Genomic DNA, 14,634 nt, shown 5'->3' on the forward strand with positions numbered 1-14,634 from the left:
CCGCCTTTATCTATCAATGAATCAGGCTTGCCATCTTTACCAGGAAAAATCAGCCGTGGGTGGCGATGAGTTTGCCAGTAATATCGCAGTGCTAACAAGGTGCGTTGTGGCAGCGGAACTAACCTGTTAATCACATGGATGTGATGTATGTCATTTTTGCAGGAGCAAAAAATTACCTTTACCGCCTTTAGCATTACGAATGTGCACCTGCATCATCTGTGAATCGATATCGCCAACCTGTAATGAAATGGCTTCACCAAGACGTAATCCCATACTGTATAAGGCTAGAAAACACACTTGATATCGCAGGTTATGAGTCAGGCTAATGACGATTGAAACTTCTGCGGGCGTGAGAATGTCGGGCAGTCTTTGGACTTGCGGAGGCTTAACAATATTAAGCCACTCTCAGTGTTGGTTGAGAACATGTCGATAGACCTATTTACAAGTGAATGTGTAACCCATTACGGTCGAGTTTCACTGTGCTCCATGAATGTGACTTAATCAAGCTGGCAAAGTAGCGCTTTAAGTCATCGGTAGAAAGGTTATCAGGACATGCATCGAAATAAGCACTAATGCGCCTGACAGCGCAGCTTCGTTCAACAAGAGCATTAATGATAAATCACAATCAATACGAATTATCGTACAGCTTATAATCTGCATATTAGTTCTGAACTGTAATCTCATTACATCATCTATTGGTAATACCCGCATTAAAATTGGTAATACCCTCATGCAAATTGGTAATAACACTTTGTAAATTAGGGATACAGCTGAGTCACTGACTAACTTTGTTCTGTTATTTGGTAATGTTGTCATATCCATTGGTAGTGAATATAAAAACTATTCATCAATAACAACTCGACTTTTCTGTAAGTTATTGTTTATTAAATTTCTTTTTGTTATATAAAAATGTGTCAAGCCAATGCGTTAGTCTTTTTTATGCCGTAGTTACTACCAATTTTGGTTTTTGGTAATGCTTGCGGCACTATTTTGGTTGACAATGGCGTGTTGTGGTGGTTATATTTTGTTTAACGCAAAGTTACAGGTGTGAACAAATTGTTAAGAATGTGGCTGCGTTAGGTAAGATATGTATGATTCTATGCATAGCAATTAATCATAGCTATTTGTTCATATACAACAAAGAGTTCTGCTTCTTTTTACAACGAAATTAGATGATTTTTGGTGTTAAATAGAAGCAAAGTCTTACCTATTTTTATTACGTTTTTCAGGGTTAGCTAAGTTCATGTGTAGGTGCGCCACTATATGCTGTGCATATAGGTATTCTAAATAAGCTTTGAAAATAGTTAAGCCGAACAATACACGAACATATTCAACAAAGAGATCGTAAATTATAAAGGATTTCAATATCAACACATATGAATCTTACCGACATTTTCAAAAGAAAATGTGTGACGTTTTCGCTGTGCTATTTTTTGCTTTAGCTGTTTTTAGCGCATCACTCAATGCTCAGGCAATTGAGGAGAATACGCTTATTCCTAAGTCACACACTAGCCTTGCTGAAGGTGTTTTACTGGGGGATTTGTCAAAACTCGATCCGCTTAAAAAGCCTGGTGAAAATTTTGACTTACTCGATTGGTCGTTAACGTTGCCAACCGATCTCAACAAAGATAAAAAAGCTGACACCGTCTATGAGAAATCATTAGCTAAAGGGTTTAACTTAAAGCCATTTTTTTATACAGCAGATGATGGTGGCTTGGTATTCGCTTGCCCAAACGTAGGTGCCAAGACCTCAAAAAATACAAAATATGCGAGAACCGAACTACGCGAAATGCTACGTAGAGGTAATGTTCGAATTAAAACTCGTGGCCTGACTAAAAATAACTGGGTTTTCAGCAATGCGCATGGTTCGGCGAAAGCTAAGTCTGGGGGTGTTGAAGGCAGTTTGGAAGGGACTTTGGCAATAAACCGAGTATCTACCACAGGTGATAAAAAAAAGGTTGGACGCGTGGTCATCGGGCAAATTCACGCGACGGATGACGAACCTATTCGTTTATATTACCGAAAATTACCAGCCAACTCGAAAGGGGCTATTTATTTTGCCCATGAAATAAATGATGGTGATGATATCTGGATAAATATGATTGGCTCACGTTCACATACTTTGTCAGACCCTGATGACGGAATCGCCTTAAACGAAAAATTCTCTTATAAAATTTCCGTCGAAGATGAAGTGTTGTTCGTCACTATAATCAGGGAAGGTAAGCCTAATATTACTAAGTACTACGATATGAAAGATAGTGGTTATAGTGCTAGTAACCAGTATATGTACTTTAAAGCGGGTGTTTATAATCAAAACAATGACGGCGCTGATGGTGATTATGTGCAAGCCACTTTCTATCATATCCATAACATGCATAAAGGGTATAAATTTTAGCGCGGTTAACACATCAATTTATAATTCGTAACTCGTAACTCGTAACTACAATTATTGGTTATATTTTTATTTAAATTAATAGGTTAAAACTTTTGTTTGGGTTTCGTCTGTTGAAATTAATATAACTCTAATTTACATATAAGAATTTAATGGCAGTAACCTGCTTGTAATAATAAATATAAGAATTTAATGGCAGTAATCTGCTTGCAATAATAAATATAAGAATTTAATGGCAGTAACCTGCTTGCAATAATAAATATAAAAATTTAATGGCAGTAACCTGCTTGCAATAATAACTATACCAATAAATGGCATTAACATGCTTATTAAAATACTAAGGGGAAGTAAGGTATGTCGACGAAATTAAGTAAAAAAACAAAACCCATCCATAAAATAGGGAAGTTCAAGCTTTCACCTATAGCAAAATGGATGAAGCTTGCTGCATTTACTTCTGTAACCAGTTCTTTTGCATTTTCGGCAATAGCACAAGAAGCCGAAACTGAAAATCTAGTTAAAGTTGATAATGATATAGAAGTTGTTGAAGTTATTGGTACACGTAGAACAATTCAAGACCAAATTGCAATAAAGCGTGAATCTACCACGGTTGTTGACGGTTTATCTGCTTCAGATATTGGTGATTTACCTGCACTTTCAATTGGTGAGGCGCTAGAAACATTAACGGGTGCATCATCTCACCGTGAAAATGGTGGTGCTACTGAAATCAGTATTCGTGGTTTAGGCCCATTCTTAAGTGCCACTAACATCAATGGCCGTGAAGCGACAAATGGTAGTGGTGACCGTTCAGTTAACTTTTCTCAGTTCCCATCAGAGTTGATGCAGAAAGTCGCTATTTATAAAACACAAGACGCTTCCATGATTGAAGGTGGGGTTGCCGGTGTTATTACCCTGGATACACTTAAGCCTTTAGATTTTGGTAAACAACGTTTTCAGGCTGAAGTAAAAGGTAACTACAACCCAGACCAAGCAAACGTTGACAATTCACTTCAAGGTGATTTGGGCTACCGTGGAACACTAAGTTATGTTGACCAATTTGAGTTTGATAACGGTCAAGCATTTGGTTTGAGTGTAGGTTTGCAGCGTCAAGATATTAGCCAGCCAGAAGCTGAATATAGAAGCTCAAGCCCAACGGGTTCATCTTTGTGGGCATGTTTGAATGATCCAACCGATACCAATACCGGTTTTTTCCGTAGCTCAGCGGGCGATTGTGAAGATGAAATTGTTGGCTCGAATAACCAAGGTTATAATAATGATATTGATCCAGAAACAGGTCTTGCAGTAGATGATGGCAGAGAATACGCATGGACTGGCTCAAGCCGAAGCTTCCGTCAAAATGAAACATCTGATGAAAGAGACGCTTTATTCTTTGCTCTACAATACCAACCCTCAAATAAATGGGATATCAATTTTGACGCGCAAATTTCAGATCGTACCCAAGCAGAAGCGCGTCATGATTTAATTTTCTTACAAAAGCGCGTTACACCGGGTGTAACGGGACAAAATCTGATCACAAACGATGTTGGCGGTATTCTACATTGGGAAGGTGAAGAACGCATCGAATCTGCGGGCGAGCAATTTTCGCGTGAAGAAAACTATCGTGGATATGGCTTGAACGTTGAACATTTTTTCTCTGATGATCTAAAGATTAGTGTTGACCTTGGCTATTCTAAAACCAGCCGTGAAGAACAACAAATAACAAACCGAGGAAGAACGAGCTCTCGTCCTTCCTTATCTTGGGATTTAGGTGAATATATTCCGCATTTCACAGTGACTGATTTTGATGTGACTGATATTTCCAATTTTACTGATAGCCTTCGTACTCGTATCGACAGAGAAAATGTCCGCGACAACGAAATTATGGGTGCACGCGTTGATATTGATTATATTCTAGACGGTGATTTTTTAAGTAGCGTTCAAGCTGGCGTTCGCGTTTCTGAGCTAACATTTGTTCAATTTGGTGGCACGAACGGTAATGGCTCAAGAACTACATTTAATTTAGATGAATCTGCAACATCGGCCATCGATGTACTTGAAGGTTGCCAAATAGCCTTCCCTGAGACTGATTTTTTATCCAGTGTTTCTGACGGTGATATTATCACCCATGTTGACAGTTCAGGTAATGTTGTAGAAAGCGGTACAGGCGCTTCGTGGGCAACTTACAATAACGAGTGTTTCTCTCAAGCAGTAGCAGCATCACAAGGCGGCGAATTCGCATACCCAGAGGTTACATACGAGAATGCGGGTACTATTGACGTAACAGAACAAACTACCTCTGCTTACGCCATGCTTAATTACGACACTGAAATGTTTGGTAAATTTATTCGTGGTAACTTTGGTGTTCGTGTAGTGAATACTGACGTTACCTCTATTGGCTTTAGAGAAGGTTTCGACGTTGTCACTGATCCGGCGACAGGTATCGTCGAATTAGTACCTGATGGAAGTATCGAAAAGATTGTTGGTGGTGGTGATTACACTGAAGTACTACCAAGCTTTAACTTAGTCGTTGATTATACTGATGATATTCTCCTAAGGGCCGGTATTTACCGAGGTATGTCACGTGCAGATCCATCTGATCTAAGTTATAGCCGCACATTCGTAACCGATGACTCGGATGACCCTGAATCAGTTGAAGACTTGTTGGTTGGTGTTAATGGTTCAGGTAACCCTGATCTTCAACCATTAATGTCATGGAACTATGACGCTGCTTTTGAATGGTATCCAAGCGATGACTCTATGGTAGCGCTAGGTGTTTACTACAAGCAATTCAATGGCGGTTTCCAACAGCAAACACAGTTAGAGAATTTTATCGTTGACGGTGTGGAAGTTTCTTTACCTATTACTAATTCAGTCACTACTGACGAAAACAGTGACCTTTATGGTTTCGAAGCGTCATTCTCGTATCGTTGGGATTTTGGCGTTGGTGTGAAGTTTGGTTATAACTATGCAGATACAAGCTATGAGTTTGAAGATAGTAACTACGGTAATACCTTTACTACTGGTTTAGATGGTGTTGCTACTCAGGATACCGTAGGTATTGTTCCTCCTGCCTCAGTACCTGGATTTTCTGAGCATGTATTCAATGGACAGGTTTACTACCAAATAGGCGATTTTGATACTGCTCTTATCTACAAGTATCGCAGTGAATACTTCCAACCATACACTTCTAACGGCACAAGACTGCGTTATGTTGATGAGGCAGGTATTTGGGAAGCTCGTGCTGCTTACAAAATCAATCAACACCTTCGTATTAAAGTTTCAGCAATTAACTTGTTCAGTGAGCCTCGTAGTGATGACTTCTATACTCAAGGTAACTTGGGTCAAGTAAGTGATTACGGTCCTCGCCTGTTCGCAGGTGTCAGCTTTAAGTACTAGCCAATTCTAGTAGTTAAATAAAACAAGCTAAATTTGGAAAAAGAATCTTTTTGGAGTCATAAAAATGAATAATAAATCTCTTATACCGCTCATCATTGCGACAGGCCTATTAGGTTGTGGTGGTGATGACGGTGCTGAACTAGATGGAAATACTCGCGGTAGTATAGCAATAACCGGAAGCAATTTTATCGCTGGCGAAACAATCTCTGCAGCAGCTACTGATGCTGATGGAATTCAAGCAGATAGCATTGCGTACGCTTGGTCAACAGGTACTACTGGTACATCATACACAATTACCGAAGCTGATGAAGGTTCAGTCATTTCTGTTTCTGCTACATATACAGATGATGCAGGTTTTACCGAAGGTGTTGGTGCATCTACACCTGTTATCAACCCAACCTTAAATGTTTCAGCTAGCATTATTAAGGGCCCTATTGATGGTGCAACTTGTGACATATTTAAAGTTGATGATAGTGGTGCTGCGGTTCTTCCTGAGCAAGGCACTGCAACCTCTGACACTTCAGGTGGCGTTACATTTAGCAATGTACATTTCGAAGGTGCGGGTTTAATTGCATGTACTGGCGGTACTTATACGGACGAATCAACAGGTTTAACTTTAGATGCTCCTCAACTAAGATCTGTAGTGAATGTAGTTGAAAATATTATTGAGACTGATGATGAGGGTGTGGAAACCATACTACCACCACCTACCTATGTAGTTTCTCCTTTAACCGAAATGGCTGTTCAAAACGCGGGTAGTGATTTAAACCAGTTTGCTGACGAAGCTGAAATAATTAATGCTCGTTTTGGTATTCGTTTTGATACAACAGAAGTGCTTCCTACTTTAGTTGGTACTGTTGAACTTGGTGCTGATGGTGCTGAAGATGCTGATAGATATGGTTCAGTGCTAGCGCTACTATCACAAGTTGATGCAGACAACGCAGACGCAGATTTATCTACCGTTATGCAAGATCTTGCTAGTGACGTCGCTGATGGTTCTTTTTCTGAAGAGTCTTTAGTTACACTTGAGACAGCACAAATTAATTTGCAAACGACTTCACAAGTTGCTAGTTCTGTTGATGAGGCGTTACTTGATGTAATTGGAGCCGCTGTTGGTTATAACAATGACCCTGTTGCAGCAATCATTGAAGGTGAATTTGGCGGTACTGTTCAAAATACTGCTACGGATCCATTAACAGGTTTCGTAACCATTATTGATCCAAACTTTGAAGAAGATGCTTTTGTTGCTCAAACTGATGTAGCACTTGATTATGGTACATTTAGTATCAGTTCCAACGGTAACTGGTCATATACTGTTAGCACTGAAAACGATACTGTGGCTAACCTTGAATTAGGTAAATCTGTAAGTGATTCAATCACTATCGCTTCTATTGATGGTACCACTGCTGAAATTAATATTCGTGTTGCTTCGCTTACTCAAGTTGTAAAAATAAGCGATACAGGTGGCGATACGGGTGAGATTAGATTTACCGTTGATAACCTTCGTCAAGGTAAGCTGAGTGCATCTATATCTAAAGAGGTTGCGCTTGGTAGTGATGGAAATATTAAAGATGCTTACATTACGCTTTATGGCTCATCTGGTAGTTCTAGTGAATCGCTTATAGATTTGCGTATTCAAGGAACTCAAATTCAAGACGACGGCACTGTAATTGACCCTCGTTTCTTTGTTCGAAATACTGACAGTGACGCTTACCCTGGCAATATAATCACAGCCCCTCTTGTTGAAGAGCAGTTTTATGATGTAGAAATCACATGGGACTTAGATGCTGTAGAACAAATCACCGTGACTATTGATGGTGAAGTGATCGGTGGAGGTTCATTCTCTACTGCAGCAGTTGTTGACTCTGATTATACAGGCTTAGACCAGTGGTTCTCTGATGGTGTTAAAGCTATCCAATTTAGATTCGGTGATAATGATAGAACGATTCCTTTCGGTTCTTTCTATGCTGATAACATTGAAGTATTTTCTGATACCGCTGGCACCACAAGTATATTTTCAGATGACTTTGAAGGTTATGATGCAGGTGAAACTTTAGATGGTACAGACAGCAAATATAGCTTAGCTATTTACGCTGAAGTGTCTGTATTTGATGCAGGCGATGGCACAGAAGAACCTACGCCAGCAGTATTCTTTGATTTAACTGGAAGAATTGCAAGTGATGAGGCAACGGCAGCAGGTGCTGTAAGTGTACTTGACCCAGATGATGGCGAAGCTTTTATTGTTCAGACAACCTTAATGGGTACATACGGTACATTAGAAATTTTAGAAGATGGTTCTTGGACGTATACACTTGATACTGCTGATGCCACTATTGCAGCACTTGTTGTGGGTGAAAGTGAAATCGATACCTTTACTATTGAATCTTTTGATGGCACTACCGCTGAATTAGCAATCACAATTACAGGCACAGTTGTTGTTGATACTGGAGCAAACAATCTTGCCAGAATGGCTGATACATCATTAACTGCTGACGCTGAGTTACGTTTAACAACGGATCCACTTGCTGAAGGTTCTATTTCTACAACCATTAAGCTACAAGCAATTTCTGACTTCACTGCTACACCAGAAGTTTCTGAAGATAATACCGCTTACATCAGTATCTATGGTGGCTCTGCTTCTTCAAGTAACTTAACGGGTGAAATTGTCTTTGCTAAAGACGGTGCTGTTAAGTATCGTGATGCAAATAAAGATCAACAAACCATTGATGGCTTAACTTATTTTGATGATACAGATATTGATGTAGTTCTTGCTTGGACTGCAACAGGTTATTCACTTTCAATTGATGGTGGTACAACGTTCTACGGTCCTTATGAAGCAATCAATACAGGTACAGCAACAGAAACGTATCAAATCCGTATTGGTAGCTCTTCGAAAGAGTCAGCAAAAGAATTACTCGCTGATGATATCGTCATTGCTGATGAGAGCGATTTGGCAGTGCTATCTGAAGACTTCGAAACTTATGCTGAAGGTGAAGATTTAAGTACAATGTATGCAAGTTCTGCTGAAGCAACCGTTAAGACCATAGCGGGAACTAGTGTAAATAAAGTTGCCCGAATGGCTGACACATCACTAGACGCTGACGCTGAGTTACGTTTAACTACGGACGGAATTGCTGAAGGCTCTATTTCTGCAAGCATTAAGCTACAAGCCATTGCTGACTTCACTGCTACACCAGAGGTTAGCGAAGATAATACCGCTTATATTAGTATTTATGGTGGCTCTGCCTCTTCAAGTAACCTAACGGGCGAAATAATCTTTGCTAAAGACGGTGTGGTTAAATATCGTGATGCTAATAAAGATCAGCAAACTATTGAAGGCTTAACGTATGCTGATGATACCGATATTGATGTAGTTATAGATTGGACTGCAACAGGTTACTTTTTGTCAATTGATGGCGGTACAACGTTCTACGGTCCTTATGAAGCAATCAATACAGGTACAGCGACAGAAACGTATCAAATACGTATTGGTAGCTCTTCGAAAGAGTCAGCAAAAGAGTTATTAGCTGATGATATCGTGATTGCTGATGCAACAGATACGGCGGTTCTATCTGAGGACTTCGAAAGTTATGCTGTGGGTGACGATCTAAGTACGACTTACTCTAGTTCTGCCGAAGCAACAGTGCAAGAAGACTAATTAACTTGCAGTTGTAAATTAATGTTTTAAACAATGTGTTAAAAATGCCGCTTATTGATAGCGGCATTTTTTGTACTTATTTTGTAGACCAAACTGTGCTATTTGAATGCGACTTTCGCTCTTTTAAAAGTGATAAATAGCAAAGTATCTATTTTTTCCTCTGTATCTTTTTCGTCTTTAGCGAGTTTTTTAAATATCCAGCTATAAGCATTTTAACAAATAGGTGAATGAAAATAACAGATTTTAGAGCGCTTGAGGTAATTCAATGAAAGGCAACCATACAATAAAGAGACCTTTATGCCGTACCTGAAAGATCGGCCAAAATTGTTAACTGATCAGTATTAGATAATGACTTGGTTGATACGTGTGGAATTGAAAAGCATATTGCCGAGAACAAAGCGAATAGAGAATAATAGCTTACTAACTCAGTGCCTGGGTTCAATATAATGCATACACCGTGATACCTAATAAAACCTACACTTTCGACATTACTACCCAAACTCAGGGGTTGATCATACTTGATCGTTTTCTATGCATTCCTTTATAAAAAAAGTGATAGAAATTAACTTGATTGATCTCGTCACTGTAATCAAATAGCCACCCATTTGCTTTACTTTTACACTCATTATGCTTAAACATCTCAATAATATTACTGATTGTCGTTCCCATATAAATCAAGAATATGTTGGGTCAGTGTAAACTTTAATTTATTACCATACATTTTCTAATCTCACAGCTCACTTTTAGAATTTTTGCACTAACTTACTTTTGTCCAAATGTGGGTTAGGGCACTTAACTTACTTTTTCATATATTTACTTGTTGCTGATATTTTTTACTCATTAAATGTCATAAAGATGGATTTAACCGAATCATTTTCTAAACACGGTGAGATCGAGTTATCGAATTCGTTTTATGAAGGGTTTTGTTCTATTCCTTACTCCGTGTTTACGACATAATAGCGCTATATATGATCTTCCCGTAAATCAGTATTCAACAGAGAATTTAAAATGGACGAACAGCAAGACAGCTACATGACTGAAGAAACACTTATTGAAACAGTCGAAAATCAAATCACCGATGGTGAACCTAAAAAAGTGAAAGAAACTTTAATGCGTTTAGTCATGACGGGGACTCCGCGTGAAGAAGCAATACAATGGATGGCTTGCGCGCTGGCTATCGAAGTGTCTGATATTATGGAAAATAATACCTCTTTTAACGAGGTACGTTATACCGAACATTTAAACGCATTGCCTAACTTGGATTGGATGAAAGATTAGTCACTATTTTAGACGGTACTGAACATAACAAATCCAAAACCCCAAATCCGAAATCCATTCGCCTTGTGTTCTCAATCACTCACCTCAGCAGTTGAACTGCTGAGGATGATACCAAGCTATCGGTTATCTTTAACTTAAAATATGTCGGCTTGTTTTCACAGGCAACAGCTTGCTAGATTAATGAAATCAAAGTACTCGTATTTTAAAGAGAAAGTATTCGTACTTTAAAGATAAAGCGATAACTTGCCTCCAGGTTCAGAAAATATCAATGCTGTACCCAACTAACCTATAAATATTGCTAACAATCTGTTTAGACGAGAGAAGTTACAATTTTCTGGTCCTAGTGAGTTTCACCTTTTCGTCTACCTCCCATCATAAATTACCCTTAAGAAATGTTAATTGTTGACAATATCGTAGATTTGTTAGACTGTGTTATGCATCTTTAGATTGGATGTATTTTAACCTTTGATGAATCATTCTTGACGGTTAGTGTGCCGTTCAGCTGGTTCATAACAATGGCTATCCGATTATAAAGCCTGGTACTACTTTAGTTAGATTCAATCAAACAGCGTTGTGGATTATCACCATGCTGATGCCATTAACGATGTTTTTGGGTTTTATCGTGAAACTGAATTAACTCACAAAATATCGTCACATAGCATGGTTTTTTGGCAACTTGTCACATACCTAATTAAGTTGATTTTACTCATGGGGTATTTTTTAGCACCTTGTCGCTAAGGCAATAACGAGAAAAGTGAATTGTATTGTAAACCGCTGATATCCATTAAAAACGAATAGGGAAATTGTGTAATGAAGCAAGTTATTAAAAGTACTTCTAATACTGTCATCGCTAAGGTTAATAATAGATTTTTGATTAACCGCTTATTTATTAGATCTTTAGTTACTAATAGCTTCACTATTTTTCGAAAACTATTTGGGTACACGGCGACGACTTATAAAACATTTCAGCCATCTAGATTCGTTTTTCTGGCATCAAAAACAGCCATAGCGACATTTACAGCTTTGGTTATTACGGGCTGTAGCCCTAATGAAACTGTAAATGGCTTTGAGAGCGAATCATCTGAAAACGCTGTTAAGCAGGTACAAGTTGAAGGAAAAGATCAGAACCAAAAAGTGACTCACCCTGATGTATTTTCTCAAGAAACGGTTCTCACAACCTTGGTCGATTTTAATGACCCCAAACACCTGTCATGGTTAACCCACAAAGATACTCAATCAAGGCTTTTAGCCGTTACTGAAAATACTCAACTTGCGGTAAATTTCTCAAATGAAAGCAATATTGCTGAATTAGCAATAACACCAGATAAACCATGGCACTTAGCGAGTTACGATAACGTCAATATGGCCTTCGATGTTAAAAATACCAGTGATAATTCAATCCAGCTTTACCTCAATATCGCAAATCCAGAAGGACAATATCAGAGCCGTTCAATTAGCCTTCCAGTTAATTATGAAGGCACGGTTTACTTTCCACTTGCGGGAATAGAGGCTGCTACTGATGCCGGACTTTGGGGCGATATTCAACCGTGGGATACCGATGATAAAATGATGATTTGGCGCTCTTGGCGTCAAGCGGATGAAAGTTTTACATCATTGTCTTCGTTAACGTTTTTTACTATCGGTTTATTAGAGTCTAAATCAGTCATTATCGATGATATTCGTATTCGAAAAAATCCAACGATTAATAATGATGCGCCATTAGAATATATGGCCAATATTATCGACCGTTATGGTCAAAATGCTAAATATGAAACACCACAACATGTGAGTTCTGACAATGAGCTAAAAGCGCTAGCAGATAAAGAACTCGCTGAATTAAGTACTTCTACAGGCATGCCTAATCGCTCTCAATATGGTGGCTATACCCGTGGCCCTAAATTAGATGCAACGGGTTATTTTAGGACTGAAAAAGTGGATGGCAAGTGGTGGATGGTCGATCCTGAAGGACATTTATTTTTCTCACATGGACCTGCCAATGTGCGTATGGCAAATATGAGTACCATTACTGGGGTCGATTACGATGAGCCTAGTATAAGAGTGATAAAAAATGATGAAATAACCCCAGAGGATTCAATGGGGATTGTTGATGTTCCCAGCAGTGCCCGCGAAAAACGCTTTATTATCTCAAAACTGAGAAACAAGATGTTTCAGTGGTTACCTGAATATAACGAGCCCTTAGCTGATCATTATAGTTACCGCCGCTCGACCCATAAAGGGCCTGTACCCCACGGTGAAACATTTAGTTTTTATCGTGCCAACCTTGAAAGGCGCTATGGTCAATCAAACGACGACCCTAAATCTTACTTAAAAAAATGGCATCAAGTCACGGCGCAGCGAATGCATGATTGGGGTTTTACCTCATTCGGTAATTGGGTCGATCCTGCATTTTATCAGTCTGAACAAGTGCCATACTTCGCTAATGGCTGGATAATTGGTGATTTTAAAACCCTATCAGGGCAAAAAAATCATTGGGGTTTGATGCCTGATCCCTACGATCCTATCTTTGCTAGACGCGCTCAAATAACAATAGATGCCATCGCCAATAATATTCAAGCTTCACCTTGGTGCGCAGGTATCTTTATTGATAATGAAAAAAGCTGGGGAGAACGGGAGGGCAGTGTACCCGCAAGGTATGGCGTTATTTTGGATGCTTTATCAAAAGATGCGCAATTTAGCCCTGCAAAATCGGCATTCACTAACCATATTAAAGCGCAATATCAATCTATTGAAAAATTAAATACTGCTTGGGGCACTAATCTTGATAGTTGGTCATCATTTATGGATGGAGTGGCGTTTTCTGATTATAACGAACAACTTGTTACGGATTTATCAAGGATGCTTGAAATGCTAGGTGAGCAGTACTTTTTAGTTGTGCATGACACCTTAGAAAAGGTATTACCCAATCACCTGTATATGGGCGCTCGTATGGCAAACTGGGGAATGCCAGATGAAATCATTAAAGCATCACTCAAATACTCTGATGTATTGAGCTTTAATATTTATGAAGAAGGAATGCAAAAAGATTACTGGGACTTCTTAGAAGAAGTTGATTTACCGGTTGTCGTCGGCGAGTTCCATATTGGTACTTCGACAGATTCTGGCATGTATAACCCTGGTATTGTTCATGCTGCTAATCAGCAAGATCGTGCCCGCATGTATAAAGCTTATATGAAGAGTGTGTTAGATAAGCCCTACATGGTTGGTGCTCATTGGTTTCAATACGTTGATGAACCGATCTCTGGTCGAGCATTTGATGGTGAAAATGCCAACATTGGTTTTGTCACGGTGACCGATGTGCCATACCCTGAGATGATAAAGGCTGTAAAAGAAGTGACATCGAATATGTACCAAAATCGTTATGGTAAATAGTATTTGTTGATGAAAGTCTGTTTGTTAGGTAATCAATAAATACCACCGTTATTGATTACCTGTCAGGCAAACCTGTGAGCTATAGATTTTATGTGATTTATTCAAGTAACTGAAATATAGTCAATTGATGCTCGTTATAGAGATAGTTCTAATCGCAATGAGTATATTTTATCCAGCTCTCAATAGCATGCCATCCTTCAACCATTCAGTAAAACTGAACCGTTCTAAAAATGCTATATGATGCAGCGATTTTTATCGAATTAAATTACCTCTATTGGCATTGATGAATTCCTAAACTGAGATATAAATTTCAAAAGTTTAACCAATTTAAGTTCACTGATAATAGATCCGGTAAATGCGCTTGCTAAGCATTATAAAATGACGAACATTAAACGGGGATAAAATGGGATGTTAGTATTTTATATCAATATCTGACGTGATATGTTTATTGCAAAGCTAATGTTGGGAAGAAATTTATTTAAGACGCTGAATAAAAAGTTTTATCAAGCAGGTGTAAAAATGA

At 38.7% G+C, this 14,634-nt stretch carries 6 protein-coding genes; 5 read left to right on the forward strand and 1 reads right to left on the reverse strand.

Annotated elements, in window-relative coordinates; genetic code table 11:
* Positions 1-150: 150 nt before the first annotated feature.
* The gene (locus FPK91_RS21030; RefSeq protein ID WP_405127331.1) at positions 151-273 is read right to left on the reverse strand and encodes a hypothetical protein; all 123 of its coding nucleotides are present in this window, start codon (positions 271-273) and stop codon (positions 151-153) included.
* A gap of 1,132 nt (positions 274-1,405) precedes the next feature.
* On the opposite strand from FPK91_RS21030, the gene FPK91_RS01055 reads away from it, so the two are divergent.
* From FPK91_RS01055 to FPK91_RS01075, 5 genes are all read left to right on the forward strand, one after another.
* Complete coding sequence (locus tag FPK91_RS01055) at positions 1,406-2,395, forward strand: polysaccharide lyase family 7 protein (protein ID WP_144206851.1); 990 nt, start codon at positions 1,406-1,408, stop codon at positions 2,393-2,395.
* Positions 2,396-2,746: 351 nt separating this feature from the next.
* Positions 2,747-5,785, forward strand: a complete 3,039-nt coding sequence (locus FPK91_RS01060) for a TonB-dependent receptor (protein ID WP_144206853.1) — start codon at positions 2,747-2,749, stop codon at positions 5,783-5,785.
* A 64-nt stretch (positions 5,786-5,849) separates the two neighbouring features.
* Positions 5,850-9,443, forward strand: coding sequence for a VCBS domain-containing protein (locus FPK91_RS01065; protein WP_144206855.1), 3,594 nt, complete (start codon positions 5,850-5,852; stop codon positions 9,441-9,443).
* A gap of 1,008 nt (positions 9,444-10,451) precedes the next feature.
* On the forward strand, positions 10,452-10,721 hold the full coding sequence (locus FPK91_RS01070; protein ID WP_144206857.1) for a hypothetical protein: 270 nt from the start codon (positions 10,452-10,454) through the stop codon (positions 10,719-10,721).
* 810 nt (positions 10,722-11,531) lie between these two features.
* Positions 11,532-14,111 carry an agarase gene (locus tag FPK91_RS01075; protein WP_158638056.1) on the forward strand — a complete coding sequence of 860 codons (2,580 nt, stop codon included), beginning with the start codon at positions 11,532-11,534 and terminating at the stop codon, positions 14,109-14,111.
* Positions 14,112-14,634 lie beyond the last annotated feature (523 nt).

Origin of the sequence: Shewanella donghaensis, assembly GCF_007567505.1 — a bacterium.
GTDB classification, from domain to species: Bacteria; Pseudomonadota; Gammaproteobacteria; order Enterobacterales; family Shewanellaceae; genus Shewanella; species Shewanella donghaensis.

What these genes read in the sequence shown, in the direction of transcription:
- FPK91_RS21030 (WP_405127331.1), bottom strand. Translation starts at nt 273, where the DNA reads ATGGGATTACGTCTTGGTGAAGCCATTTCATTACAGGTTGGCGATATC.
- FPK91_RS01055 (WP_144206851.1), top strand. Translation starts at nt 1,406, where the DNA reads ATGTGTGACGTTTTCGCTGTGCTATTTTTTGCTTTAGCTGTTTTTAGC.
- FPK91_RS01060 (WP_144206853.1), top strand. Translation starts at nt 2,747, where the DNA reads ATGTCGACGAAATTAAGTAAAAAAACAAAACCCATCCATAAAATAGGG.
- FPK91_RS01065 (WP_144206855.1), top strand. Translation starts at nt 5,850, where the DNA reads ATGAATAATAAATCTCTTATACCGCTCATCATTGCGACAGGCCTATTA.
- FPK91_RS01070 (WP_144206857.1), top strand. Translation starts at nt 10,452, where the DNA reads ATGGACGAACAGCAAGACAGCTACATGACTGAAGAAACACTTATTGAA.
- FPK91_RS01075 (WP_158638056.1), top strand. Translation starts at nt 11,532, where the DNA reads ATGAAGCAAGTTATTAAAAGTACTTCTAATACTGTCATCGCTAAGGTT.